General features: G+C 71.0%; 24 protein-coding genes. 11 read left to right on the top strand and 13 right to left on the bottom strand.

Features of this window, described 5'->3' with window-relative positions; translation table 11 throughout:
- Nucleotides 1-263: 263 nt before the first annotated feature.
- The 6 genes from R9X44_RS26595 to R9X44_RS26570 all read right to left on the bottom strand — a co-directional run bounded on the left by R9X44_RS26595 (nt 264) and on the right by R9X44_RS26570 (nt 6,916).
- On the bottom strand, nt 264-1,322 hold the full coding sequence (locus R9X44_RS26595) for a sulfotransferase (protein WP_319817021.1): 1,059 nt from the start codon (nt 1,320-1,322) through the stop codon (nt 264-266).
- Nucleotides 1,323-1,428: 106 nt separating this feature from the next.
- Complete coding sequence (locus R9X44_RS26590) at nt 1,429-2,424, bottom strand: LacI family DNA-binding transcriptional regulator (protein WP_319817020.1); 996 nt, start codon at nt 2,422-2,424, stop codon at nt 1,429-1,431.
- On the bottom strand, nt 2,421-3,800 hold the full coding sequence (locus R9X44_RS26585; protein ID WP_319817019.1) for a GH1 family beta-glucosidase: 1,380 nt from the start codon (nt 3,798-3,800) through the stop codon (nt 2,421-2,423). Before R9X44_RS26585 ends, R9X44_RS26590 begins: the two co-directional genes overlap by 4 nt.
- On the bottom strand, nt 3,800-4,633 hold the full coding sequence (locus R9X44_RS26580; RefSeq protein ID WP_319817018.1) for a carbohydrate ABC transporter permease: 834 nt from the start codon (nt 4,631-4,633) through the stop codon (nt 3,800-3,802). Before R9X44_RS26580 ends, R9X44_RS26585 begins: the two co-directional genes overlap by 1 nt.
- Nucleotides 4,630-5,535: a sugar ABC transporter permease gene (locus tag R9X44_RS26575; protein WP_319817017.1), complete on the bottom strand. Its 906-nt coding sequence runs from the start codon at nt 5,533-5,535 to the stop codon at nt 4,630-4,632. Before R9X44_RS26575 ends, R9X44_RS26580 begins: the two co-directional genes overlap by 4 nt.
- 82 nt (nt 5,536-5,617) lie before the next feature.
- Nucleotides 5,618-6,916: an extracellular solute-binding protein gene (locus R9X44_RS26570; protein ID WP_319817016.1), complete on the bottom strand. Its 1,299-nt coding sequence runs from the start codon at nt 6,914-6,916 to the stop codon at nt 5,618-5,620.
- A gap of 388 nt (nt 6,917-7,304) precedes the next feature.
- Between R9X44_RS26570 and R9X44_RS26565 the strand changes: the two genes are divergently transcribed.
- Nucleotides 7,305-8,348, top strand: a complete 1,044-nt coding sequence (locus R9X44_RS26565; RefSeq protein ID WP_319817015.1) for a thiolase C-terminal domain-containing protein — start codon at nt 7,305-7,307, stop codon at nt 8,346-8,348.
- 62 nt (nt 8,349-8,410) lie between these two features.
- Here the strand turns inward: R9X44_RS26565 and R9X44_RS26560 are convergent, their stop codons facing one another.
- Nucleotides 8,411-9,085 (bottom strand): TetR/AcrR family transcriptional regulator, encoded by a 675-nt coding sequence (locus R9X44_RS26560; protein ID WP_413774990.1) that lies wholly within the window; start codon nt 9,083-9,085, stop codon nt 8,411-8,413.
- Between the two features lie 89 nt (nt 9,086-9,174).
- Nucleotides 9,175-9,468 (bottom strand): Dabb family protein, encoded by a 294-nt coding sequence (locus tag R9X44_RS26555; protein ID WP_319817014.1) that lies wholly within the window; start codon nt 9,466-9,468, stop codon nt 9,175-9,177.
- A gap of 149 nt (nt 9,469-9,617) precedes the next feature.
- On the opposite strand from R9X44_RS26555, the gene R9X44_RS26550 reads away from it, so the two are divergent.
- A complete protein-coding gene (locus tag R9X44_RS26550; RefSeq protein WP_319817013.1) occupies nt 9,618-10,676 on the top strand; it encodes an LLM class flavin-dependent oxidoreductase in 1,059 nt (352 codons plus the stop codon).
- 34 nt (nt 10,677-10,710) lie between these two features.
- Nucleotides 10,711-12,240: an AMP-binding protein gene (locus tag R9X44_RS26545; protein WP_319817012.1), complete on the top strand. Its 1,530-nt coding sequence runs from the start codon at nt 10,711-10,713 to the stop codon at nt 12,238-12,240.
- A gap of 181 nt (nt 12,241-12,421) precedes the next feature.
- Here R9X44_RS26545 and R9X44_RS26540 read toward each other — a convergent pair whose 3' ends face one another.
- Nucleotides 12,422-13,357 (bottom strand): cyclase family protein, encoded by a 936-nt coding sequence (locus R9X44_RS26540; protein ID WP_319817011.1) that lies wholly within the window; start codon nt 13,355-13,357, stop codon nt 12,422-12,424.
- A 27-nt stretch (nt 13,358-13,384) separates the two neighbouring features.
- On the opposite strand from R9X44_RS26540, the gene R9X44_RS26535 reads away from it, so the two are divergent.
- Nucleotides 13,385-14,548 (top strand): serine hydrolase domain-containing protein, encoded by a 1,164-nt coding sequence (locus tag R9X44_RS26535; RefSeq protein ID WP_319817010.1) that lies wholly within the window; start codon nt 13,385-13,387, stop codon nt 14,546-14,548.
- 24 nt (nt 14,549-14,572) lie between these two features.
- Here the strand turns inward: R9X44_RS26535 and R9X44_RS26530 are convergent, their stop codons facing one another.
- Both R9X44_RS26530 and R9X44_RS26525 read right to left on the bottom strand, forming a co-directional pair.
- Nucleotides 14,573-15,349 (bottom strand): SDR family NAD(P)-dependent oxidoreductase, encoded by a 777-nt coding sequence (locus R9X44_RS26530; protein ID WP_413774989.1) that lies wholly within the window; start codon nt 15,347-15,349, stop codon nt 14,573-14,575.
- Nucleotides 15,313-15,960 (bottom strand): isochorismatase family protein, encoded by a 648-nt coding sequence (locus R9X44_RS26525; RefSeq protein ID WP_319817008.1) that lies wholly within the window; start codon nt 15,958-15,960, stop codon nt 15,313-15,315. Before R9X44_RS26525 ends, R9X44_RS26530 begins: the two co-directional genes overlap by 37 nt.
- A 77-nt stretch (nt 15,961-16,037) precedes the next feature.
- On the opposite strand from R9X44_RS26525, the gene R9X44_RS26520 reads away from it, so the two are divergent.
- The 6 genes from R9X44_RS26520 (at nt 16,038) to R9X44_RS26495 (ending at nt 22,499) form a co-directional block, all read left to right on the top strand.
- A complete protein-coding gene (locus R9X44_RS26520) occupies nt 16,038-16,427 on the top strand; it encodes a Zn-ribbon domain-containing OB-fold protein (RefSeq protein WP_319817007.1) in 390 nt (129 codons plus the stop codon).
- Nucleotides 16,424-16,762: a VOC family protein gene (locus R9X44_RS26515; RefSeq protein ID WP_319817006.1), complete on the top strand. Its 339-nt coding sequence runs from the start codon at nt 16,424-16,426 to the stop codon at nt 16,760-16,762. The genes R9X44_RS26520 and R9X44_RS26515 overlap by 4 nt, the downstream gene beginning before the upstream one ends.
- A gap of 39 nt (nt 16,763-16,801) precedes the next feature.
- A complete protein-coding gene (locus R9X44_RS26510) occupies nt 16,802-18,367 on the top strand; it encodes a class I adenylate-forming enzyme family protein (protein ID WP_319817005.1) in 1,566 nt (521 codons plus the stop codon).
- Nucleotides 18,368-20,521 (top strand): acetate--CoA ligase family protein, encoded by a 2,154-nt coding sequence (locus R9X44_RS26505; protein ID WP_319817004.1) that lies wholly within the window; start codon nt 18,368-18,370, stop codon nt 20,519-20,521.
- Nucleotides 20,521-21,279: a glucose 1-dehydrogenase gene (locus R9X44_RS26500; RefSeq protein WP_319817003.1), complete on the top strand. Its 759-nt coding sequence runs from the start codon at nt 20,521-20,523 to the stop codon at nt 21,277-21,279. The genes R9X44_RS26505 and R9X44_RS26500 overlap by 1 nt, the downstream gene beginning before the upstream one ends.
- A 536-nt stretch (nt 21,280-21,815) precedes the next feature.
- On the top strand, nt 21,816-22,499 hold the full coding sequence (locus R9X44_RS26495) for an endonuclease V (protein ID WP_319817002.1): 684 nt from the start codon (nt 21,816-21,818) through the stop codon (nt 22,497-22,499).
- A gap of 233 nt (nt 22,500-22,732) precedes the next feature.
- On the opposite strand, the gene R9X44_RS26490 is transcribed toward R9X44_RS26495, so the two are convergent.
- Nucleotides 22,733-24,124 (bottom strand): amidase, encoded by a 1,392-nt coding sequence (locus R9X44_RS26490; protein ID WP_319817001.1) that lies wholly within the window; start codon nt 24,122-24,124, stop codon nt 22,733-22,735.
- Between the two features lie 91 nt (nt 24,125-24,215).
- On the opposite strand from R9X44_RS26490, the gene R9X44_RS26485 reads away from it, so the two are divergent.
- Complete coding sequence (locus R9X44_RS26485) at nt 24,216-24,794, top strand: TetR/AcrR family transcriptional regulator (protein WP_319817000.1); 579 nt, start codon at nt 24,216-24,218, stop codon at nt 24,792-24,794.
- 419 nt (nt 24,795-25,213) lie between these two features.
- Here R9X44_RS26485 and R9X44_RS26480 read toward each other — a convergent pair whose 3' ends face one another.
- The gene (locus R9X44_RS26480) at nt 25,214-26,074 is read right to left on the bottom strand and encodes a TIGR03619 family F420-dependent LLM class oxidoreductase (RefSeq protein ID WP_319816999.1); all 861 of its coding nucleotides are present in this window, start codon (nt 26,072-26,074) and stop codon (nt 25,214-25,216) included.
- Between the last annotated feature and the right edge of the window lie 122 nt (nt 26,075-26,196).

Here is a 26,196-nt window from a genome sequence, read left to right as displayed (position 1 = left end):
GCGATCACACCGCGGCCTTCGCCGCCTACGAGAACGATCTGCGCTCCTACGTCGAGGCCAACCAGGCGATGGCGCTGTCCACCATGGCCGCCCGCCGCGCCCAGGTCGAGCAGGAGACCGCCGGCGACAAGGAGGCCGCCGACGCGCTCGCCGCGGCCGACGCCGAGTCCTTCAACGAGATCGTCTCCTCTTACCGGCTGACCCCACCCCGGGGTCAGGATGGGGTGGGGGGTTCGGGGACTCGGGAGGGGAGCGTTCGGGCGTTAGTCGTTGGGCAGGTGGAGGCGGGAGGCCGCGGGGACCCGGTAGGTGAACTTGCGCTTCAGTTCGACGGCCTGGCGCTTGCGGCTCTCGCCGAGGCGGCGGCTGCGGATCTTGCGCAGTTTGCGGAGCTTCTCCTTGTCGGGCTGCGCGCCGGCGGGGGCCGCGAACTCGTAGCCGTGCTTGGAGATGAGCGAGCCGGCGACGTGGTCGACGAACGCGAGGTCCTCGGCGGTGAGCTCCTTCTCCCAGGTGCGCATCGCGTCGGTGTTCACCGGCTTGGCGACCTCGGTGAACGGGGTGCCGGTCGGGATGTCCTTGGCCTCGTGGTGGTGCAGCATCGCGTCGGTCCCCGCGGGGTCGAGGCCGAGGAAGGAGATGAGCTGGGCGACCACGACCTCGGGGTTGGTCACAAGGTCCTCGTAGTAGATGTTCATGAACTGGTCGGGGCCGAGCCGACGCCGCCAGGTGTCGGCCGACTCGACCGAGCGGGTCCACATCTCCGTCGCCGACGGCAGGCCGCCCCAGCTCCAGCCGATCCGCTTCATCGAGGAGATCGCGCCGCGCGGGTCGCGGATGATGTTGACGAACTGGGCGTTGGGGAACAGCCCGTACACCGCGTTCATGTTCAGGATGTAGTGCGGGCGCTTGTCCCCCCAGCGGGGTTTGCCCTGCTTGGCGGCGGAGGCGGCGAAAGCTGCCGCGATGAGGGATCCGATGGTGGGCGGAGCGGCGGCGAGAGCGTCCGACAGCTCGTCCTCGGTCAGCGAGAGCCTGGGGTAGCGGGTCTTGGGGGTCTCCACGATCCACTGGGCGACCGCGCGGCGCTCACGCTCCACGGTCAGGTCCCCGAACGCGTCACGGCGACGCCAGGCCGGGACCACGAAATACGTCTCGTGCGGCATGGCGAGTTCGGGATGGCTGTTCAACATGCTGCGCAACAGGGTGGTGCCGGACCTCGGGCACCCCCCGACGAAAACGGGCCGCCGCGCCTCGCTCACATGCCCGGACACCTGAGCTTGACCGAAGGTTGCACGAGAGGCGGAGGAATTTTGGAACATGGCACGCGAGGATAGGCGCAAATACCTGTAAACCCAAGAAGATCCCGATGAAGTTTTCCTAAAGGGTAAAACCTCTATGCCAAGTAGGAAATATCCGTAAAGCCTCTCAACTCGACTCGCGCACCACGAGATAGGTGTCGAGGATCACTGCCGGAGAGGAGATCTCACGCCCCTGGATTCTTGCCACGAGAAGCTCGGCCATCGCCCGGCCCATCTCCTCGACGGGCTGGTGGACCGAGGTGAGCGGCGGCACGGTGAGCCGGGCCGAGGCGGAGTCGTCGAACCCGACGACGGCGACGTCGCCGGGCACGGAACGGCCCGCGAGGCGCAGTTCCCGCATGGCGCCTATCGCCATCGGGTCCGAGGCCGCGTAGACCGCGTCGAGGTCCGGCACGCGCGCGAGCAGGTCGCGCATCGCCGCCGCGCCGCTCTCCTCGGAGAAGTCGCCGAACGCGACGTCGCCGGGCGCGCCGAGCACCTCGCGGTACCCCTCGAGACGGTCGACGCCCACGCCCATGTCCTGGGGTCCGGCGATCGTGACGATGCGGGACCTGCCGCGGTCGAGCAGGTGCTCGACCGCCAGGCGCGCGCCGCCGCGGTTGTCGGCGTCCACGTAGGCGACCGGGGTCTCCCCCGGGGTCGTGCCGGCCCTGACCGTCGGCAGGCCGCCTTCCTCGAGGTGGCGCGGCAGCGGGTCGTCGCCGTGCAGCGAGAGCAGGAGCGCGCCGTCGACGTGCTGGCCCGTGAGGTAGCGGGTCAGGCGCTCGTGGTCGGCCTCGCTCTGCGCCATCGCCAGCAGCAGCTGGAACTCGGTCTCGGCGAGGCCCGCGCTGATCCCCCGGATGATCCCCGCGAAGAACGGCTCACCCCAGATCCGCTCCTCCGACTCCGAGACCACGAGGGCGACGGTGTCGGTCCGGCGGGTGACGAGCGTCCTGGCGGCCGGGTTGGGCACGTAGCCCAGCTCCTCGATCGCCTTGCGCACGGCCTCACGCGCCTGCGGGCTTACCTTTGGGGAACCGTTGATCACCCTGGAGACGGTGCCGCGCCCGACTCCGGCGCGCGCGGCGACCGCCTCAAGGGTGGGGCGCTGGTTGTTCACGACAGACCATTGTGCCGGGCCACCCCGCCGTACCAGCGCGCGCTGGCCTTGGGGGTGCGGACCTGGGTCGTGTAGTCGACGTGCACCAGGCCGAACCGCTTGCCGTAACCCCAGCCCCACTCGAAGTTGTCCATGAGGGACCACGCGAAGTAGCCCTTCAGCGGGACGCCCGCGGCGATCGCGTCGTGGCACGCGGCGAGGTGCGCGGCGATGTAGTCGAGCCGTTCGGTGTCGGCGACCTCGCCGTCCACGAGCTCGTCAACGTACGCCGCGCCGTTCTCGGTGATGTACAGCGGGACGGGCGGGTACTCCTTGGCGACCCTGGTGAGGATCTCGTACAGGCCCTCGGGGTCGACCTCCCAGCCCATGTCGGTCACCGGGCGGCCCGCGTTCACGAACGCGACGTGCTCGGCCCCCGGCCACGGCGACGCCGACGCGAACGGCGACGTCGCGACGAGCCCCGCCGCGTCCGGGTCGGCGGTGACGGTGTGCCGCGAGTAGTAGTTGACGCCGAGGAAGTCGACCTTGCCCCCGATGGTCTCGAGGTCGCCCGGCAGGACCACGTCGGAGAAGCCGAACGGTTCGAGGTCGGCGACCACGTCGGCCGGATAGGAGCCGCGCAGGAGCGCGTCGAGGAAGAACCTGTTCTGCAGGCCGTCGATGCGGCGTGCCGCGTCGAGGTCGGCCTCGGTCTCCGAAACCGGGGAGACCGCGTACAGGTTCGGCGCGGCCCCGACCAGGCAGCCGTTGCCGCGCAGCGTGGGCGCGGCGAGGCCGTGCGCGAGCAGCAGGTGGTGCGCGGCCCGGACGGCCTGTTCCGAGGAGCGCAGGCCGGGCGCGTGGTCGCCCGAGCCGTAGCCGAGGAACGCCGCGCACCACGGCTCGTTCACCGTCATCCAGTGCTTCACCCGGTCCGACAGCGCCTCGTGCGCGAGCTGGGCGTACTCGGCGAACCGGTACGCGGTGTCGCGCTCGGGCCAGCCGCCCGCGTCCTGGAGCTCCTGAGGCAGGTCCCAGTGGTAGAGCGTCGCGTACGGGGTGATGCCCTTGGCGAGCAGCTCGTCGACGAGCCTCTTGTAGAAGTCGAGGCCCGCGCCGTTCACGCCGCGCCCGCCCGGCTGGACGCGCGGCCACGACAGGGAGAAGCGGTAGGCGTTGAGGCCGAGCGACCCCATGAGCGCGACGTCGTCGGCGTACCGGTTGTAGTGGTCGACCGCGACGTCGCCGTTCTCGCCGTTCAGCACCCGGCCCGGCGTGTGGGCGAAGGTGTCCCAGATCGACGCGCCGCGGCCGTCGGCCGTCACGGAGCCCTCGATCTGGTAGGCGGCGGTGGCCGCGCCCCAGGCGAAACCGTCAGGGAACCCCCGAGTGGCCATTACTTCACGGCTCCTTCCATGATGCCGCCGACGATCTGGCGGCCGAACAGTACGAAGATGACGATCAACGGCAGCGTGGACAGGGCGGTCCCGGTGAACACGAGCGTGTAGTCCTGGAAGTGCGCGCCGTTGAGCGCGGAGAGGGACAGCTGGACCGTCGGATTCGACGGGGTCAGCACGACCATCGGCCAGATGAACTCGTTCCAGGTCTGCATGAAGGTCAGCAGGCCGAGGACGGCGATGGCCGGGCGCAGCGCGGGAAGGACGATGCTCCAGTAGATCCGCAGGGTCGAGCAGCCGTCGACGCGCGCTGCCTCGATCAGCTCGTCCGGGATCGCCTGCTCGGCGTACTGCCGCATGAAGAAGACGCCGAACGCGTTGACCAGGAACGGCAGGATGACGGCCTTCAGCTCGCCGGCCCACCCGAGCTTCACCATCATGATGTAGAGCGGGATGATCCCCATCTGCTGGAGCGGCACGGCCATCGTCAGCAGCACCACCACGAGCAGCTGGTTGCGGCCCTTGAAGCGCAGCTTGGCGAACGCGAACCCGGCGAGGCTGCTGAGCAGCACCACCGACACCGTCACCGTCGTGGCGACGATCGCGGAGTTGGTGAGGCCGAGCAGGAAGTTGGCGTCCCGCATCCCCCACAGGCGTTCCAGGTTCTCGCCGAGGTTGCCGCCCGGCAGCAGCGGCGGCGGCACCTGGCCGACGACGTCGTTGCTGCGGGTGGCGATGATGAACATCCAGTAGATCGGGAACGCCGACAGCACGAGCGCGGCGAAGAGCGCGAGCCTGGTCAGCACGGTCGCCTTGGGCAGGGTGTCTTTCACTTTGCGCCCCCGATCCGCCGGGTGAACAGGAAGCTGATGAACGAGACCAGCAGGATGAGCAGGAAGAGCATCCAGGCGACGGCCGAGGCGTAGCCGTAGTCGCGGTCGCGGAACGCGTTCTCGTACATGTACATCGCGACGGTCTGGAACTGGCCGAGCGAGCCGCCGCCGACGTCGCCCTGGGCGAACATGACGGGCTCGGTGAACAGCGACAGGCCGCCGATCGTTGACGTGAGCGTCGTGAAGATGATCGCGGGCTTGAGCATCGGGACGGTGATCTGCCAGAACTGGCGGCGCGACGAAGCGCCGTCGATGGACGCGGCCTCGTACAGGTCGCGCGGGATGGCCTGCATGGCGGCCAGGTAGATGAGGGCGTTGTAGCCGGTCCAGCGCCAGTCGACCATCACCGAGATGGCCGTCCATGACGTCCATTTCTCGGCCTGCCAGTCGAGCCCGTCGGTGCCCAGCAGCCAGTTGAACGCGCCGTAGTCGCGGGCGAACAGCTGGCCGAAGACCACCGCGACGGCGACGATCGACGTCACCATCGGCACGAGGATGCCGAGCCGGTACAGCAGCCGGAACCGCATCCGCTTGTTCAGCGCGTTGGCCAGCATCAGGGCCAGCAGCAGCTGCGGGACTGTCGCCAGGACGAACATGCCGAGGGTGTTGAAGACCGCGTTCCAGAAGTCGGCGTCCACGACGAGGTCGCTGTAGTTCTGGAGGCCGAGCCACTCGCGGTCGCCCGCCAGCTCCCAGTCGTGCAGCGACACCCAGACGGTGAAGCACAGCGGGAACAGGCCGAAGATGGCGAAGAGTATGAAGTAGGGCGAGACCAGGAGATACGGGGCGGCCTTGAGGTCGAGCCACGTGGCGGCCCGGGCCAGGGGCCGGTTCTGCTTCATCGGGGTGCCTTTCGCGGACATGGGAAACGGCGCCGCCCTTCGTCAAGGGGAGTGGGCGGCGCCGTCTCTCGGGCCGGAGTGGTTACTCGGCCTTCTTGCGGCCGTCCTCGATCGCCTTCGTCCAGCCGTCGGCAGGCGAGAGCTTGCCCTGGCCGATGGCGATCAGGATGTCCTCGAACACCGTCCTGACCTCGACGTTCTTGACGCCGAGCTGAACCGGCTGGAGGGAGCTCGCGCCCGCCGCGAAGATCTCGCCGACCGGGGCGTCGTTGAAGTAGTCGTTCTTGGCCTCGGCGACCTGCGGGTCCTTCAGGGCCTGCGGGGACGTCGGGAGCGCGTTGACCGCCTTGAACGCCGTGATCTGCGACTCGGGGCTGGTCAGGAACTTGGCGAGCTCAGCGGCCTCCTCGGGGTGCTCGCTCTGCTTGGGCACCGCGAGGTAGGAGCCGCCCCAGTTGCCGCCGCCGCCGGGCACCGCGGCGACGTCCCACTTGCCGGCGTAGGCGTCGCCGGAGTTCTCCTTGATGACGCCGAGCATCCAGGCCGGGCAGGCCATGGTCGCGAAGGAGTCCTTCTTGAAGCCGGTCTGCCACTCGGGCGTGAAGCTCTTCAGGCCCGCCGACAGGTCCTTGGCCTTCAGGGAGTTGACGGTGTCGAACGCGGTCTTGACGGCCGGGTTCTTGTCCGCGACGTAGGCGTCGGAGGCGTCGAAGTAGGTGTAGTTGCCGTTCTTCGGGGCCTCCTGCGACAGGATCGCGTTGAACAGCGCGGCCGGGCCGTCGACGAACTTGGTTCCGGAGACCTTGCCCTGGAACTTCTCGCCGGTCGCGGTGTAGTCGGCCCAGGTCGGCCAGAGCTTGCCGACCTCGTCGCGGGCGGTGGGCAGTCCTGCCTTCGCGAACAGGTCGGTGCGGTAGCACATGGCGAGGCCGCCGACGTCGGTGCCGAGCGCCATCAGGCTCGAGCCGTCGAGGCTCTTGCCGAGGTCCCACTTCCACTTGATGAAGTTGGACTCGAGCTCCGCGCCGCCGTAGGAGTTGAAGTCGATGAACCTGTCGGACTGGCCGCGCAGGCTGGTGAGGATGCCCTCCTCCAGTGCGACGACGTCGCCCGCGCCGCTGCCCGCCTCGAGGTACTGGAGCAGCTTGGGCACGTAGACCTTCTCGTGCTCCTTCTCGTTGCGGTGCTCGATCTTGACGCCGGGGTGCGCGGCCTCGTACTGCTCGAAGAGCTCCTCGTACCCGAACGCGCCGAACGTGTCGACGGTCAGGGTGATGTCGCCGGAGGCGCTGTCGTCGTCGGAGCCGCCGCACGCGGTGCTCGCGGCGAGCACGCCGGCGAGCACGGCCGCCAGGGCTGCGGACTTACGGCTGAACTTCATGGGGGTGTTCCTCCCGGGGTGGGGATGGGGGGTGGTCGAAGCTGTGGGAGCGCTCCCACGCATCACAGCCCCAGGACGCGGGTCGCGTCAAGTGTCCGATATGTAACCGTTATTTTTCGTTTCGGCGCACACTCGGCCGCGATTTACCCAAGCAAGCGCTTGCCCTTGAAGCTGTTTCGCGTTAGCTTGCTGGCATGCCCTCGGGACCGTCCTTCCAGAAGATCGCGCAGGTGATCGCAAGGCTCTCCCGGGACCGGGCCCGCCGCCCGCGGTGGATGGATCGCGCCCCTTCCGCCGCGGACGGCGTCCGCGTTCGCACCGCCGCCGGACGGCGGCGGTGACCGCGCGCCAGTCCTTTTCGGACAGGACTGCGGTGGTCGGTATAGGCATGTCAGAAATTACCCGTGCCTCAGGGGTGACCCCGCTCGCGCTCGCCCTCACCGCCGCGCGCGCGGCGCTCGCCGAGGCCGGGATCGAGCGGCCGGACGCGATCCTCAGCTACCACCTCGGCGACTCGGCCCCCGTGCTGTATGTGGCCCGTGAGCTGGGCGTCACCGAGATCGGGTGGCACAACGAGCTCTACGGCGGCGGCACCCAGTGCGCGTCGATCCTCGGGGACGCGGCGCTGCTGGTCTCGTCGGGAATCGCCAGGTCGGTGCTGGTGTACCGGGCGCTCAACGGCCGCTCGGGCAAGCGAATGAACAACCTCGGGCTGAAACTCGGCGAGGGAGCCGAGGAACAGTTCACCCACCCGTACGGCATGGCCGGGCCCGTGCACCAGTTCGCGCTCGCCGCCCAGCGCTACCTGCACGACCGCGGGCTGACCGAAAACCACCTCTCGACGGTCGTCCGGCGCTCGCGCGCGCACGCGCTCGACAACCCGCGCGCCCTCGTGCGCAAGCCGATGACGCACGCCGACTATCTCGCCGAGCCCATGATCGCCTCACCCCTGCGCCGCGCCGACTGCTGCCAGGAGACCGACGCGGCGTGCGCCCTCGTCGTCGCCGCGCCGCGCCCCGGCGCGCCCCGCATCCGCGCCGTCGTGCGCGGGGGCGGGCCGGGCTGCTCGACCATGGACCGGGCCGACGACGTCACCCGGACGTTCGGCCACTACCTGGCCGGGCCGCTGTACGACGCGGCGGGCATGAAGCCGTCGGACATCGGCGTCGGGCTCCTGTACGACGCCTACAGCTGGCTCGTCCCGCGTCAGCTCGAGGACTTCGGCCTCCTGGCCCGCGCGGACCTCGCCGACGGCCTCGCGGACGCCCTGGACCGCGTGAACCCGCACGGGGGCCTGCTGTCGGAGGGGTACGTCCATGGGTTCAACAACACCGCCGAGGCGGTCCGGCAGGTCCGCTCGGGCGCGGGCCCGGCCCTGCTGACCGGTTTCGGCGGCTCCTACGGCTCCGCCGCGATCCTCACCCCCGGTTGACGTCCGGGCACGCCGAAGTCCCGCCGCCTGGTCGGCGACGGGACAGGGTGGAACGGGCCCGGCTAGTGGGTGACGATGCCGTCGAAGAGGACCTTGAGGTAGTGCTCGGCCAGGCCCTCGGTGTCGAGGCGGCCGCCCGGCTTGAACCAGCGGACCGCGACCCAGATGGTGTCGCGGATCATCCGGTAGGTCAGCTTGGGGTCGATGTCCTCGCGGAACAGGCCGCTGCCCTGACCCTCGGTCAGCGCGGTGACCCACATCTTCTCGACGTCGTCCTCGGCCTTGGTGAGGTAGGCGAACCGCTCCTGGTTCTTCAGGTAGTTCCAGTCGTTCTGCATCACGGTGATCGCGGCGCGGTGCGGCTCGAGGGTGCCGAACGCGATGCGGACCAGCGCGGAGATCACCTCGCGCGGTGTGCCGCCGCGCTCGATCGCCGCCCGGTTGGCCGCCATCAGCTCGTCGAAGAAGGTCGACAGGATCTCGTCCACGATCGACTCCTTGGAGTCGAAGTGGTGGTAGAGGCTGCCCGACAGGATGCCCGCCTCATCGGCGATGTTCCGGACCGTGGTGGCCTGGAAACCCTTCCTGGCGAACAGCTCGGCCGCCAGGCGCACCAGATGCTCGCGCCGCTCGGAGGCCAGCGCCTGGCCGCCCCGAGCACGGCGGCGACCGCCGGCCGCTTCGCCGGCGGGCACGCCAGCGCCCTTGGCACGTCCGCTGCTCGTCGTCGTAGTCACCCCCTCATTATGCCGCGATACCCAAGTGCTTGTTCGGGAACACAGATTGTCATCATGTTAAATCCAGAGCAAGCGCTTGTTAAGACGTGTCAGGGGCTCACCTCATATTGCGCCCTGGCCAGGTCCGCGACGATCGGGGTGACGAACGCGGCGATGAACGCCTGATGGGCCGGATGGTCGCGGTAGGTGACGAAGCTCTCATCATCGTCGAAGTCCGCGACCAGCGCGAAGTCCTTGTTCCCGGGGTTGAGCCCCGGCCCGAACTCGTAGCTCCGGATCTCCGGGATCAGCCCCGGCAGCTTGGCGAGTTCGACCGGAATGGCGGCCTTCTGCTCCTCGGTCGCCTCGGGCTTCCACGTGAACATCACAACATGCCTGATCATGCCCCAACTTTAGGCCGTCCCCCCTTCCACCCCGCCCGCAGCCCGACGATCACCACACCTCGCCGCGAGCCCCGCCGACTGCTACGCTACCAAGCGAGCGCTTGTTTAGATAATCGGCGTGCCGGCCACGGTAAGGAGCGTCACGGCCCATGAAGTTCTCGACCTTTCACCTCTTTCACCGCTTTCCCGGGCAGAGTGCGAAGGAGGTGTACGACTACCAGATCGAGGTGGTCGAGCTCCTCGAGGAGCTGGGGTTCGACGGCGTCTGGATCGCCGAGCACCACTTCCGCGACTACGGCCAGGTCAACAACATCTTCACGATGCTGGCCAACCTCGCCGCGCGCACCGAGAAGCTGCGGCTCGGCACCGGGATCGTCGTGCTGCCGCTGCACAACCCGATCCACGTGGCCGAGGAGGCCGCGATGGTCGACCTGCTGTCCAACGGACGGCTCCAGCTCGGCGTCGGGCGCGGCTACCAGAGCGTCGAGTTCGAGTCGTTCGGGCTGTCGCTGAGCGAGGCCCGCGACAGGTTCGACGAGGCACTCTCGATGATCCTCGAACTGTGGACCGGCGAGGACGTCCACTTCCAGGGCAAGTTCTACGGCTCGGGCAACCCCGTCACGCTCCAGCCGAAGCCGGTGCAGACCCCGCACCCGCCCGTGCACGTCGCCGCGGTCTCCCCCGACACCGTCGAGATCTACGCCGCGCGCGGCCTGCCGATCCTCGCCGACCCCGCCGCGCCCTTCCGCAAGATCGCCAAGGCCGCGGAGACCTGGCACGCCACCGCCGCCGCGCACGGCGTCGACACCTCGGGCGTCGAGCTCGTCGCGTCGCGGGCGGTGTACGTCGCGCCGACGATCGAGCAGGCGCGCGCCGACCAGGAGCGGTTCGAGTCGTCGTTCGACCGCAGCCGGATCTTCAACACGCAGAGCGCGCCGATCGACTCCAAGACCGGGCAGGTCGCCAAGGGCTTCGAGTACTGGCAGGACAAGTACCTCAAGGGCGGTTCGGTCGGCAACGACTTCCGCTGGGAGCAGCTGGAGGTCATCGGCGACCCCGAGCGGGTCATCGCGCAGATCGAGATGGTCAAGGAGATGGGCTTCTCCAACCTCATGTGCGACTTCGGCTCGACCCGGCAGGTCCCGATCGAGGACATGCGCAAGACCCTGCGCTTCTTCGCCGCCGAGGTCATGCCCGCGTTCCGGTAGCCCGTCAGTCCACGCCGCGAGGAGGCGCACCCCCATGTCCCCCAACCCTGAGACCGCCCTGGCGCACGACCTGACCCTCGGCGACGTGCTCGGCGAGCACCGGCGCGGCCGTCCCCTTGACGTCGCGGCCGTCGACGGTTCGGTTCGGCTCACCTATCCCGAGCTCGACTCCCGGGTGAACCGGCTGGCGGGCGCGCTCGCCGCCGCCGGGACGCAGCGCGGCGAGCGGGTGCTGTGGCTCGGCCAGAACTCGTTCCGCATCCTCGAGCTGCTGCTGGCGTGCGGGCGGCTCGGCGCGGTGCTGTGCCCGGCCAACTGGCGGCAGAGCGCCGACGAGCTCGGCTTCGTCCTCGCCGATCTCGAGCCGAAGGTCGTCGTCTGGGAGGAGTCCGAGGCCGTCGCGCAAGCGCGCGAGGAGAGCACGGTCAAGGCCACGTGGGTGCGTGCGGACGCCGAGTACGAGGCGTTCCTGGCCGCGCACCCCGACGCCGAGCCCACCGGACCCGTCGACGGGTCGGCGCCCGTCCTCGCCCTGTACACCGCGGCCTTCGACGGACGCCCCCACGCCGCCCTGCTCTCGCACCGCGCGCTGATCGCGCACGCCGAGTCGCTGCTGCACCAGCGCGAGATGCGCGACGGGTTCGCGTTCCTCGCCTGCGGCCCGATGTTCCACGTCGGCACCACGATGTTCGTGCTGGCGACGTTCCTGCTCGGCGGCAAGAACGTGTTCACGCCCGCGTACGAGCCGCGCGAGGTGTGCCGCCTGATCGACGCCGAGTCCTGCACGCAGGCGTTCCTGTTCGGCCCGATGATCGACGGGCTCGTCGCGGCGAACGCCGAGGGCGAGTTCGACCTGTCGTCGCTGCGGTTCGTCGCGCACTCCCCCGCGTGGGACGCGATGATCACCGTTGACGACTCGCCGTGGTGCACGTCCAAGATGGGCGGATATGGGCAGACCGAGGTCGGCGGGATGCTGACGTTCCTCGGCCTCGCGCCCGGCGGCGCGGGCCCGGCCGGGCGGTCCGGCACGCTGGTGTCGGTGCGGCTGCTGGACGACGCGGGCCGCGAGGTGCCGCCCGGCGAGGTCGGCGAGATCTGCGCGCGCGGCTGGTCGGTGTTCAGCGGCTACCACAACCGGCCCGAGCTGAACGCCGCCAAGTTCCGCGGCGGGTACCACCACACCGGCGACCTGGGCCGCCGCGAGCCCGACGGCACCCTGACCTTCATCGGCCCGAAGCTGCGGATGATCAAGTCGGCGAACGAGAACATCTACCCGGCCGAGGTCGAGCGCGCCTTGAAGAGCCACCCGTCGATCGCCGACGCCGCCGTCATCGGCGTCCCCGACGACCGCTTCGGCCAGACCGTCAAGGCCATCGTCGTCCTCACCGAAAACGCCTCGGAAACCGAGGACTCGATCATCGAACACGTAAGGGCCGAGATCGCCTCCTACAAGAAGCCCCGCCACGTCGCCTTCGTCACCGAAATCCCCAAAAAGGGCTACACCCCGGACTACGACGCCCTAGACGCCACGCATGGCGGCGGAAATTACCCCGGCACTGCTTAATTGCCGCGGCTCCGCCGCGGCGGTGATCGGGCGCCGGGAAGTCGCCGTCTTCCCTCCGGACTTGCTCGCCTGGCGGCTCACAAGTCCTCCGGTCCAGACGGCGACGCGCCCGATCACTCTGCGGACTAAGGCACGAGGCCGTGGCCCCGGTTGAGCTGGAAGCTCTCCGGGGCCGGGCGGTTCAGAGGATCGCGATGGGGGTGATGGGGCTTGCGGTGCCGCCCTGGATGTTGAGGGGGGTGGCGATGAAGAGGAAGTGGGTGCGGGCCGCTTCGGAGAGTTCCTCTAGCCAGAGCATTTCGGCGAGGTGGATGCCGTGCCGCCACAGGAACAGCAGGTGGAGGTCGTCGTCCAGGGACTCGTCCGCGCCCTGGTGGGGGTTGAGCGCGCTGATGGCGGAGTTGTCGGAGGCGACCATGGCGATGTCGTGGGCGGCGAGCCAGCGGCCCGCCTCGGCGGACAGGCCGGGCTGGCCCGACCAGTACTTCTCCGGCGAATCGGACCAGGCAAGCGGCCAGCCCGTGCGGATCACCGCGACGTCGCCGGGGCGGACGTCGGCCCCGCAGGACTCGAGGTCGGCGACCGTGATGCGCTCCTCGGCCGCAAGGTGACGGACGCCGCGCCGGGCCGGGACGTCGAAGAACGACGCCCGCGCGACGACCGGCCCCGCCTTGTCGATCCCGCAGCGGGTCGCCCCGTACGAGCGGACGCGGTCGGCCGGATGCCCGTTGTAGAGGGCGTCGCCCGCCCACATGTGGCACAGCGCGTCCATGTGGGTCGTGGTGCCGTGCGGGGTGACGATGAGGGCGTCGTCGGCCATGCGCAGGCCCGCGCCGACGGGACGGGTGCCCGCCGCGTAGTCCGCGCCGTCGACCGACATGAAGTGCTGCGGCAGCGGACGCCCCCGCAGGTGCGGCACGGTGGTGGGGGCGGGGCTCGACGTGGAGCCCTTGATCGGCAGGGCGAGCGGGAGCACGCGTCCCTCGGTGACCGCGCCGAGGGAGGCGAGCACGACCTCGGGCGTGAGCAGGTTGAGCGCGCCCTTTTCGTCGCCTTCGCCCCAACGACCCCAGTTATGCGATCCCTGGGGGGTCTGCCGAGCTTCTGGCGGTGTCATGATGTGTCGACCTTTCGAGGAGGAGAGATGGGCGTCGTCGAGGGACCCGTCGTCGAGGGACACTGCGATCCGGCCTTCCGTGCTGTCCGTGAGGTTTTCGCCGAGCAGTTCGCCGCGGGCCGCCAGGTCGGCGCGGCGGTGGCCGTCTACGCCGACGGCAGGCCGGTGGTCGACCTGTGGGGCGGCCTCGCCGACGGCCGCGCCGGAAAGCCCTGGCAGCGCGACACGCCGTGCGTGGCGTTCTCCTGCACCAAGGCCGTCACCGCGACCGCCGCGCTGCTGCTCGCCGAGCGCGGCGAGGTCGATCTCGCCGCACCCGTCACCGGGTGGTGGCCGGAGTTCGGCGCGCACGGCAAGGAGGGCGTGACGGGCGAGCACCTGCTGTCGCACCAGACCGGCCTTCCCGCGTTCGACCGGCCGATCACCCCCGAGGAGGCCGCCGACCCCGCCGCGATGGCCGCGCAGCTCGCCGGGCAGGCCCCCGAGTGGACGCCGGGCGACGGCCACGGCTACCACGCGCTCACCTACGGCTGGCTGGCCGGCGAGATCGTCCGGCGGCACGCCGGGACGACGGTCGGCGCGTTCGTGCGCCGCGAGTTCGGGCCCGACCTGTGGATCGGGTCGCCGCCCGAGGTGATCGCCAGGGCCGCGCGGCTCGGCGGCCGTCCCGTCCCGTCCGGCGGGGCAGATCCCGTCGCCAAGCACGACGGCCTGCTGCACCGGCTCGCCGAGGCATACATGGACCCCGAGTCCCGGCTGAACCGCGCGCTGCACAACCCGAAGGCGTCCTACAACAACCCGGTGGTCCTGTCCGGCGGGTGGCCGGCCGCGGGCATGGTGACGACCCCGCGCGACCTCGCCGCCTTCTACGACAGGCTCATCCGCGGCGAGATCCTCCGCCCGGACACCCTCGCCGAAGGCGTACGCACGCGCGTGAACGGGCCCGACAAGGTGCTTCTCGTGGACACCTCGTTCGCGCTCGGCTACATGCGCCCGAACGTCAACTTCCGCACGCCGGGACCCGGCCGGGCGAGCGCGTTCGGGCACTCGGGCGCGGGCGGCTCGATCGGGCTCGGCGACCCCGAGGCGGGCCTCGCGGTCGGGTTCATCCCGAACCTGATGGGCGACGGGCTCGGCGGCGACCTGCGCTCCTACGAGCTTCTGAAGGCCGCCTACGCCGCCCTCGGCTGACCCGCCTTCGATCGACCACACGCGTCAGTGCATGGTGATGCCGCCGCTGACCGACAGGGTCTGGCCGGTGACGTACCCGGCCCTGTCGGTGCAGAGGTAGGCGATGAGGCCCGCGACGTCCTCGGGGGTGCCGATGCGGCGCAGCGGGATGCCCTTGGCGAGCTTGTCGAGCAGCCCGGGGTGCGCCTTGGCGACCTCGCGGACCATGGGGGTGTCGGTCGGGCCGGGACAGACGACGTTGCTCGTCACCCCTCCTCTGGCGGCTTCACGGGCGAGCGTCTTGGCGAGGCCGAACAGACCAGCCTTGGTCGCGCCATACGCGCCCTCTCCTCCGGAGCCCGCGCGTGCGCCGTCACTGGAGACGAAGACGAGCCGTCCCCAGCCGCGCTCCACCATGCCGGGAAGCAGCGCCTTGGTGAGCTGCATGGGGGCGCGGAGGTTGACCTTCCACATGAGGTCCCAGTGCTTCGGGTCGCTCTCGGTGAACGGCTCGACGATCGAGATCCCGGCGTTGTGGACCAGGACGTCGACGGGTCCTGCGCGCCCGGCCAGGGCGTCGATCGAGTCGGGGTCGGCGAGGTCGACCGGGAGGGCGACGGCGTCGGGGAGCTCCTTGGCGAAGGCCGCAGCGGCGTCGGCGTCGAGGTCGGCGACGATGACGCGGGCGCCGAGGGAGGCGAGGTCGCGGCAGATCGCGCGGCCGATGCCGCCCGCGCCGCCCGTCACCAGGGCGGTGCGGCCGGTCAGGTCGAGTCCGGCGAGGGTCACGTGGCGGCTCCGTCGGTCGGGGCCTCGGACCATGCCTTGGCCAGGTCGTCGGCGGTCGTGCGGGTCGCGAGCAGCGACAGCGTGTTGGCCAGGACGGCGTCGCCGTACTCGGCGGGGATGCCGGCGACGGCGTCGACGGGGATGACGACCCGGTAGCCGAGCGCGACGGCCTCCGAGCACAGGCCCGGGATGGCCAGGTTGGAGGAGACGCCGACGCCGACGACGGTGCTCACGCCGAGGGAGCGCAGCACCTGGTCGAGCGTGGTCCCGGTGAAGGGCGTGAAGCCGTGGTAGCGGCGGTTCTCCAGGTCGCGCGGGTCGGCGAGCTCGGGCAGCACCTCGACGGCCGCCGTTCCCTCCAGCATGTGCGCGGGATCGCGCAGCAGATTGCGCAGGAACGGCGTGTTGTCGGTGTGGCTGCCGGCGCGGTCGGCGCGGAAGGCCGCGGTGCACTGCACGACGGGCACGCCCGCGGCGCGCGCGGCGGCGAGCACCCGCGCGGCGGCCGTGACGGTGCCGCGCGCGGCGCAGATCTCCCGGAGTTCGGGGAACTTCGCGATGTCTCCGAGGACCCCGCGCTGCATTTCCATGACCAGGACCGCGGTGCGGCCGGGAGCGGCGAGTTCGGCGAGTTCAAGGGGCACCCTGGCAATCTACGCGCCCTAGCGCTTGCTTGGGTAGCCCCTTGTCCGACTACCAAGCGTGCGCTAGTTTGGCCGCGATGGACCCCGCACGCCCCGTCCCCGCGCCGAGCCCGCTGACAGAGCCCTACTGGGCGGCCTGCAGGCGGGGCGAACTCGCGTTGCAGCGGTGCGCCGACTGCACCCGGTTCGTCCACTTCCCTGAGGCTTCCTGCCCCTACTGCGGCGGCCGGAACCTCGCGTTCGAGACCACCTCGGGACAGGGCGTCGTGCACACCTTCACCACGGTCCACCGGACGTTCCTTCCGGGCTTCGACCCGCCCTACACCGTCGCCTGGATCGACCTCGCCGAGGGCGCGCGCGTCTTCGGCGGCCTGCACGCCGCGGAACCCGCGATCGGCATGCGCGTCCGCGTCGCCTTCGACGACCTCCCCGGCTTCGGCCCCATCCCCTCATGGAGACCCGCGTGACCCGCATCGGCAACGTCATGTACCCCGCCAAGGACCTCGGCGCGGCCGTCGCCTTCTACCGCGACGGGCTCGGCCTCACCGTCAAGTTCGCCGACGGCGACCGCTTCGCCGCCCTCGACGGCGGCGGCACGACGTTCGCGCTGGTCGGCGCGGAGGAGGACCTCGCCGGAGCCGTCGCGGCCTCTTTCAAGGTCGAGGACGTGCCCGCTACCGTCGCGCGCCTTACCGAGGCGGGGGCCGAGCTCGTACGCGGGCCGGAAGAGGGGCCGCACGAGGTCCGCGCCCTTCTGCGCGACCCGGCCGGGAACCCCTTCGTCGTCTACGCAGCCCTGTAAGCCCCCCACCCCGCTTCGCGGACAGGAAAGGAGACCGCTGTGACGCACTCCCCGTTCTCCAACTACGCCTACGCCATCCTCACGGCGAACGCCCTGCGCACCCCGAACAAGACCGCGCTCACCTACTGCGGCACGCGCTCCTTCACCTACGAGGAGCTGAACCGCAACGTCAACCGGGTCGCGCACGCGCTGCTCGCGGCGGGCGTCGCGCCCGGCGTCCGGGTGGCGTCGCTGATGAACGAGACACTGCACGTCGCCGAGGTGTACCTCGCGCAGATGAAGATCGGGTCGGTCGTCGCCGCGCTGAACCCGTACTGGCCGGTGGACACGCTCCGCAAGGTCGTCGAGGCGTCCGAGGCGACGGTCTTCGTCTACGACGCGACGGTCGAGGAGCTCGTCGGGCAGGTGCGCGGGTCGCTGCCGAACGTGAAGCTGTGGATCAAGGTCGGCGGAGCCGGAGAGGAAGCCGTCGACCTTGACGCGCTCGCCGTGGGCGCGTCCGAGGACGAGCCGCCTTACGGCGGGTACGGGTCCGACCCCTTGGCGCTCTTCTACACCAGCGGTACCACCGGCCTGCCCAAGCCGGTCGTGCACACCCACTTCTCCGCGATCTCCATCGCACAGATCTGGACCGACGTGGCCACCGCCGAGGACTCCGTCACCGGGACCGGCGCGATCATCTGGGGCATCGGCTTCCCCGCCCTTGTGGGGCCCGCCTTCTACGCCGGACAGAAGCTCGTCCTTGAGCAGGACTGGAGCCCCGCTACCTTCACGCAGGTAGTGCCGCGTGAACGCGTTACGCACGTGTCGGTGATCCCGTCGTTCTTCTCGGCGCTGCTGGGCAGCGACGACCACGAGAGCGCCGACCTGTCGTCCCTACGCGCGATCATCCTCGGCGGGGAACCCCTGCTGCCCGCCTTGCGCGACCGCATCAAGGCCCGCTTCCCCGACGCAGCCATCTACTCGTACTACGGGCAGACAGAAGCGCCGTACACGGTCTTCGGCAGGCAGGACGACGGCTCGCAGCCCATCACCGCCTCCGGACGCGCCCGCAAGGGCTGCGCGGTCAAGGTGACCGGCCCGGACGGGGAGCGCCTCGTCGGCGAGGTCGGCGAGATCAACCTGACCGGCCCGAACGTCATGACGGGCTACGACGGCCTCCCGGAGAAGACCGCCGAGTCCCTGCACGACGGGTGGTTCATCGGCGGCGACCTCGGGATCATCACCGAGGACGGCACCCTGTCCGTCCTGGGCCGGCGCGACGACTCGATCCTCAAGGGCGGGCAGTGGTCGCAGCCCGCGCAGATCGAGGAGAAGGCCGTCGAGGTGCCCGGCGTGGCCGAGGCCGGGGCCGTCGGCGTCCCGGCGCACGCCGAGGGCGGCGCGGCCGAGCAGAAGATCCTGCTCGCGGTCGTCCCGCGCGCCGGGGTCGACCTCGATGGCGACTCGGTTCTCAGCGCGCTTGCCGAGGTGCTTCCCGCGCACCAGGTGCCCGACGCCGTCGTCGTCGCCGCCGAACTCCCGCACACCACCGACGGATCGGGCGGACCCGGCAAACTGCTGCGCCGCGGCATCCGCGACGAGTTCGCCGGGGTGCTCGGCTAGATGGGGCGCGCTTCCACCGGGCACCTGCCCGAACACGAGGTCAAGGCGCTCGTCTCCGGGTTCGGCGTGCGCGTCCCGCGCGGCGCGCACGTGGCCGTCGGCGGCGACGTGCGGGCCGCGGCCTCGGAGCTGACGCCGCCGCTCGTCGTCAAGGCATACGGGCCCGCGCTGCTGCACAAGAGCGACGCGGGGGCCGTGGCGCTCGGCAACGCCTCAGCCGAGGCCGCCGCCGACGCCGCCGCCGCGATGCTCGCGCGCGGGGTGCCCGCCGAGGGGTTCCTCGTCGAGGAACAGGCCGCGCCGGGCGTCGAGGTGATCATCGGGGCGGTCCGCGACCCCGCGTTCGGTCCCGTGCTGCTCGTCGGGCTCGGCGGGGTCCTCACCGAGGTGATGAACGACGCGGCGCTGCGGCTGCTGCCCGTCACCGAGGCGGACGTCCGCGACATGCTGGGCGAACTGCGCGGCAAGGCGCTCCTTGCGGGGTATCGGGGACGGCCGGGCGTCGATGTCGACGCGCTGGTCAAGACGGTCCTCGCCGTCGCCGACGCGCTTGACTCGCCGGAGTTCGCCGGATTCGCGGAGTTCGAACTGAACCCGGTGATCTGCTCGCCCGACGGCGTCATCGCGGTGGACGCCAGGCTTGTCCCGGGAAGCGAAGAGGGGACGAGCCACCGCGCCGCGGCCGTCCCCTCCCAAGAAGGGACGCACCAGACGTTCACTTCGGCGGCTCACCAAAAGGTGACATTCGACGCACTCTTCGCGCCGCGTGCCGTCGCCGTCGTCGGGGCGTCCACCCGGAAGCCGAACTTCGGGAACATGTTCCTCGGGTTCTACCAGAAGGTCTTCTCCGGGCCGATCTACGCGGTCCACCCCACAGCGGAGTCTATAGACGGCGTTCCGTGTGTTAAGTCGCTCGCGGAAGCCGACGTGGACTACGCGCTCGTCGCCGTGCCCGCGTCGCAGTGCGCGGAGGTCGTCGCGCAGGCGTCGGGGATTCCGTTCGTGCAGGTGATGAGCGGAGGCTTCGGCGAGACCGGCGACTCCTCCGCCGAAGACGCGCTGCTCGCGGCGATCCCGTCGGGGACGCGGCTGCTCGGGCCGAACTGCATGGGCGTGTACTCGCCCGCCGGAGGACAGACGTTCCTCGGCGGCGTGCAGGGGCCGCCTGGCAGCGTCTCGGTGGTGTCCCAATCCGGGGGGCTCGCAGGAGAGGTCATCAAGGTCGGCGAACGCAGGGGCCTCGCGTACGCGAAGGTCGCCACCGTCGGCAACAGCCTCGACGTCACGCCCGCCGACCTTCTGTCCTACCTGGGCGAGGACCCCTCGACGTCGGCCATCGGGCTCTACCTTGAGGACCCGAGAGACGGCGTCGCCCTGCGGGCCGCGTTGGCGGGATGTCCCAAACCGGTCGTGGCGCTCGTCGGAGGACGCAGCGCGCAAGGGCGACAGGCCGCCGCCTCGCACACCGGCGGGATGATCGGCGACGGACGGGTGTGGACCGCGCTGTCCCGGCAGACCGGGCTCGCGCTCGTCACCAGCCAGGACGACCTCGTCGGCGTCCTCGACTTCTTCGACCAGCACGCCGGAAGGGACGCCCCCGGCGAAGGCGTCCTGGTGATCGGGCCGTCGGGCGGGGCCAGCGTCCTGGCCGCCGACACCTTCGACGCGGCGGGCCTCACGCTCGACGGATTCCCCGCCGAGGCGCGCGCCGCGCTGCGCGCGCTGGGCCTCGGCGCGGGGACCTCGCTGGCGAACCCGTTGGAGGCGCCGGTCGGGCCGCGCGCCGACCCCGCGCTCGTCGCCAGGGCCGTCACCGCGATCCTCGAGCACCGCGCCTACCCCGACGTCGTCGCGCACGTCAACGCACAGAGCTTCTTCACCTTCGGCGACAGCGTCGAACCACTGCTCGCCTACACGCGCGCCATAGCCGACCTCCAGCGCGCGCTACCGCGCACCCGGATAACGCTCGTGCTGCGCAACGGCGAGTGCGCGCCCGCAGGGGTCGAGGACGCCGTCCGCGCCGCCGCGCGCGAAGGCGGCGTGCCCCTGTACCGGGGCATGGAGGCCGCCGCGTCCGCGATCTCCGCCGCGACCGCCGCACTGCGCCGGACCGCCGGACCGAACACAGCTCAGCAACCGAACGGAGACCACTGATGGGCCAGCTCGACGGGAAGGTCGTCCTCATCTCGGGAGGGGCGCGCGGCATGGGCAAGGCCCACGTACGCCGTCTCGCCTCCGAGGGCGCGAAGGTCGTCTTCGGCGACGTCCTCGAGGACGAGGGCGCGGCGCTCGCCGCCGAGGTCGGCGACAGCGCGGTCTTCACCCGCATGGACGTCACCAAGGCCGAGGACTGGGACGCCGCGGTGGCCGTCGCGGTGAAGACGTTCGGTGGGCTGCACGCGCTGGTCAACAACGCGGGCGTCATCAAGGTGAAGTCCATCGAGGACATGGAGCTCGCCGAGTTCCAGCGCGTCCTTGAGATCAACCTCGTCGGCCAGTGGCTCGGCATCAAGGCGGTCATCCCGGCGATGCGCGAGAACGGCGGCGCGATCATCAACATCAGCTCGACCGAGGGGTTCGTCTCGGCAGCCGGGTACTCCGCTTACAGCGCCAGCAAGTTCGGCGTCCGGGGCCTCACCAAGACCGCGGCCCGCGAACTCGGCAAATACAACATCCGGGTCAACTCGGTCCACCCGGGCGGCATCTTCACCGCGATGTCCCTCGACCCCGACGTCGTCGCCCACGCCGCCCCCAAGGCCGACGCCTTCCTCGCCAACCTCCCCCTCGGCCGCCTCGGCAAGACCCGCGAAGTCTCCGGCCTCATCTCCTACCTCGTCTCCGACGACGCCTCCTACGTAACCGGCGCCGAAATAGTCGTAGACGGCGGCATGATCACCGGCGCCGGCCACTAACCCCACAAAGCCCAGGCCACCCCCCACAGGACCCAAGGCACCGCCCCGTCCCCCAAGGCCCGAGGCACCGCCGCTCCCCACAAGGCCCGAGGCACCACCCCGTCCCCCCAAGGGCCGGGGCACCGCCGCTCCCCGCAGGGGCCGAGGCAACGCCGCCTCCCGCAGTCCCGCGAGAGGCCCGGCGCACCGCGCGCCCCCCACAAGGGCTGTGGCATCGCCCGCTCCCCGCAGAGCCGGGGTACCGCCGCTTCCCGCAGTTCCGCGAGAGGCCAGGGGCGGCGCCCGCTCCCCACAGGGCCGGGGGACCGCCGGTTTCCGCAGGCTTGCGAGGGGGGCGTCGCTCGTTCCCCGCAGGGCCGGGGTAGCGGCGGTTTCTGCGGGCTTGCAAGGGGACGGGGCGGCGCTCGCTCCCCGCATTGCCGGGGGTAGCGGCGGCTTCTGCGAGCTTGCGAGGGGGGTGGGCGGCGCTTGTTCCCTGCAGTCCCGAAGGGACTGCAGGGAAGGGGTTGGCGGGGGTGGGTGGCTAGGGTCGGGGCGTGGAGATCGGTGAGGCGTACGCGGGGCCGGGGTCTGTGGAGGAAGCCGTCGCGTTGCAGGAGGAGCTGCGCGGCCGGTTGAGGGTCGTGCCGCTGGAGTCAGAACCCAGGACCGTCGCGGGGCTTGATGTGGCGTACTCCGAGGAGCACGACCTTGTTGCGGCGGCCGTCGTCGTCTTGGACGCGGCGACCTTCGCGGTCGTCGACCAGGCGGTATCCGTGGAGCGTCCTTCCTTTCCGTACGTGCCCGGGCTCTTCGCGTTCCGCGAGGTGCCCTCCCTCCTCTCCGCCCTACGCGCGCTCAGAACCGAGCCGGACGTGCTCGTCTGCGACGGCCACGGGCTGGCCCACCCCCGGCGGTTCGGCCTCGCCTGCCACCTGGGACTCCTCACCGGAAGGCCGTCCTTCGGCGTCGCGAAGACCCCGCTCCTCGCGTCGACCCTCCCGGGCGACGAACGCGGCGCGTCCACACCGCTGCTCCTCGACGGCGACGAGGTGGGCCGGACCCTCCGCACCCAGACGGGCATCAGACCCGTCCACGTCTCCCCCGGCCACCTCATCGACCTGGGCTCCTCCGTCACCCTCACCCTCGCCCTGAGCCCCCACTACCGCCTCCCCGAAACCACCCGCAAGGCGGACTCACTGTCCCGCCTCACCCTCCGGGAAGCACTCGCAGCCTCCTAGCGCGCTCAAGGCCGACGCCCTATCCCACGTCACCCTCCGGGAAGCACTCGCAGCCTCCTAGCGCGCTCAAGGCCGACGCCCTATCCCACGTCACCCTCCGGGAAGCACTCGCAGCCTCCTAGCGCGCTCAAGGCGGACTCACTGTCCCGCCGTCACCCTGCGGGAAAACCTCGCCGCCTCCTAGCGCGCTCAAGGCAGACGCCCTTACGCGTCCCCCACGGGAAGAGCGCGCGCTAGAGGGTCGGGGCCTTGTCGTGCCAGCGTTCGGCTTCCTGGAGTTGGGCGGCGAGGGTGAGGAGGGTGCGCTCGTCGCTGTCGTGGGCGAGGAACTGCGCGCCGATGGGCAGGCCGGCGGCGGAGAAGCCCGCGGGGACGCTGATCGCGGGCCAGCCGAGCACGTTCCAGGGCCAGGCGAGCGGGCACAGGGCCGCGACGCCGGACTGGGTGCGCTGGTAGCCCGCGCCGTCGAACGCGCCGACGCGCGACGGGAGCTGCGCGGTCGTCGGGGTGAGGACGAGGTCGGCGGCGGCGAAGACCCGTCCTACGCGGTGCCGCAGGTACGGGTCAAGACGACGGGCGAGCGGCAGAAGGCGGCGTCCGACGAGCCGCCCGATCCGCGCCTCGACCTCGGTGCGCTTCTCGGGTTCCGGGTCGGGCATCGCGTCGAGCCAGTCGGCGACGCCCGACGTGCCGCGCGGGACCAGGCCGAGCGCGACGGGCCCGTAGTCGGGGTCGAAGGGGAAGACCTTGTGGCCGAGGTCGGTGAGTACCCGCGCGAGCCGTCCGATCGCGGCACGCACCTCGGGGTCGATTCCTCCCGGAACGCCCCACGCCGTCTTGAACGAAACTGCGATGCGCAGTTTGCCGGGGTCCTTGCGGGTCGCGTCGATGAAGGGGGTGCGGGGAGGGTCGAGCTGGTATGCGTCGTCCGGGTGGCTGCCGGACAGGACGTCGAGGAGAAGTGCCGCGTCCTCGACGGTTCTGGCGAGGGGGCCCCAGACCGTCAGGCCGTGGAAGGGGTCGGTGTGCGGGTAGCCGGAGACGCGGCCGCGCTGCGGCTTGACGCCGACGAGGTTGGTCCACGCGGCGGGGATGCGGATCGAGCCCGCCCCGTCGGAGCCGACGGCGGCGGCGACCATGCCCGCCGCGACGGCCGCCGAGGACCCGCCCGAGGACCCGCCCGGGGTGTAGCCGAGCTTCCACGGGTTGCGTGCCGCGCCGAACCCGGGCGACTCGCTGAACGGCCACAGCCCGATCTCGCACGTCCGGGTCTTGCCGACGACGATCGCGCCCGCCGCGCGCAGCCGTCGCACCTGCTCGGCGTCGCGGACGGCGGGTCGGTGCGCGCCGCGCACGGCGAACGGGGTCGTCTCGCCCGCTATGTCGGTGTCGTCCTTGATCGCGACGGGCACCCCGAGCAGCGGCAGCCGCTCCCCCGCGGCGATCCTGCGGTCGGCCTCGGCGGCCTCGGCGAGCGCCTGTTCGGCCCGTACGACCCGGAACGCGCCGACGCGGCCGTCCACCTCGTCGATGCGCCGCAACGCCGCCTCGACCAGCTCAGCCGCGCTCGCGCCGCCCCTGGCCACAAGCTCGGCCTGTTCGGCGAGCCCGGGGAATCCGCCCATTCCAGCCTCCTCGTTCGTTCGAACGAACGATAGACTGGGCGGTACCTTCCGGGGAAGACCCGGAGCCGGACGAGTGCGCGAGGATGGCCGCATGAACGACGCGCGTGAACGCATCCTCGGGGCGACCCTGCGCCTCGTCGTCGAGCACGGCGTCGCCGCCGTCACCAACCGGCTCGTCGCGGCCGAGGCAGGGGTCTCGCTCGGCACGCTCACCTACCACTTCGCCGCGCAGGGCGACCTGCTGCACGCCGCGCTCACCCGTTTCGTCGACGTCGAGATCGAGCGGATCTCGGCGCTCGCGCTGTCGTTCGCGGGCGCGGCCCTCACCCCGCGCGAGGCCGCCGAGGAGGTCGAACGCGCGATCGTCGCGCTCGCCGGGACCCGCGAGCAGATCGCCGCCCTCGAACTGCACCTCCAGGCCGCCCGCGACCCCGCACTCCAGGACGCCGCCGCCCGCTCCGTCGCCGCCTACGACGCCCTGGCCGCCGCCATCCTCGACGCCCTGGGCGTCCCCGACCCCACCACCCACGCCCCCGTAGTAGTCAGCCTCCTCTACGGCCTCGCCATCCGCCGCCTCTCCACCGGCGACCCCTCCGCCAAAGGCACCGCCACCGCCCTGACCACCCTCCTAACCGGCATAACCTCCCCCCTCAACCCCCTAACCCCTTAACCTCCGGCCTTCGGCCTCCGGATGCAGAGTTCGGCCTCCGGCCGTCAAGCCCAGGGTTCAGCCTTCGGCCGCAGGGCTCGGCCGTCGGGCGCAAGGTTCCGCGTTCGGGCGCAAGCTTCCGCCGTCAGGCGCAGGGCTCGGCCCCGAGTGCTGGGTTCGGCCTTCGGCAGCAGGGCTCGGCCGTCGGGCGCAAGCTTCCGCCGTCGGGCGCAGGGCTCGGCCCCCGTGTGCTGGGTTCGGCCTTCGGGCGCAGGGCTCGGGGTTCGGGCGTCGGCCTTCGAGCGCGGAGTTCGGCCGTCGGCCGTCGGTCCGGGAGTTCGGGCTCCGGGTGCAGGGTTCGGCCTGCGGCCGTCGGGCCGGGAGCTTCGGGTGCAGGGTTCGGTCTTGCGGACTTGGGTTCGGTCTTGGGGGGCGGGGGGTTAGGGGGTGGGTGGGGTTATGCCGTAGGCGGTTGCGAAAGGCTCGAGGGAGGCTATGGCGTCGCGGGAGCGGGTCCAGGGGCGGACGATGAGGCGGTCTACGCCCAGGGACTGCCAGGAGGGGATTTCGGAGGGGGAGGCCAGGGAGTAGGCGTGGACTGTGGTTTCGAAGGGGGGGCGGGTGGTGCGGTCGACGTCGGCTTCGGCGCGGAGCTTCGCTAGGAGGGCGAGGCGGGGGGCGATGGCGTCGAGGGTCTGCGGCATGCTGATCCAGCCGTCGTTGCGGGCGGCGCGGCGCAGCGCGGCGTCGGACTCCCCGCCGACGGTGACGGGGATGACGGGCTGGACGGGCTTCGGCTCGAAGGCGACCTCGGGCAGCGTGAAGTGGCGGCCCTCGTGCGCGACGACGGGTTCGGTCCACAGCCGCCGCGACAGCTCAAGCGCCTCGTCAAGCCGTGACCCCCGAGTGCGGAAGTCGACGCCCGCCGCGTCCCACTCGCCCCGGTACCACCCGCTCCCTACGCCGACGATCGCGCGCCCGCCCGAAAGCTGGTCCAGCGTCGCGAAAGCGCGCGCGCTGATAAGCGGATGCCTCAACCCGTACAGGTAGACGGCAGTACCGAGCCGCACATGCCGGGTCACCGCCGCGAGATGGGACAGGTACCCGAGCGCGTCGAACAGAGGGGTCTTCGGGTTGATCCCCGGATCGGACGTCCCCGGATAATTCGCCGTGGAAAGGTCAGTCGTGAACACAAGGTGCTCGGGAATCCACACCGAGTCGAACCCGAGCCGATCCGCCTCGACCGCGAGGTCCTTCCACAACGCGGGATGAACAAGCCCAAGCGGAACACCGAATCTCATCTGTGCCTCCTGACCCCGAAATCCCCACTTCGGGGGCACGGGCCTGACGGGTGCGGACTGCGCGGCCCGGATGCGGACTCCGGACCACACGTGCGGGGGTGGGACGCGGGGTGCGGGGTCGG

The sequence above is a fragment of the Actinocorallia sp. A-T 12471 genome (assembly GCF_033875155.1).
Taxonomy (GTDB): Bacteria; Actinomycetota; Actinomycetes; order Streptosporangiales; family Streptosporangiaceae; genus Actinocorallia.
This window is presented reverse-complemented; position numbering and strand designations above follow the sequence as displayed.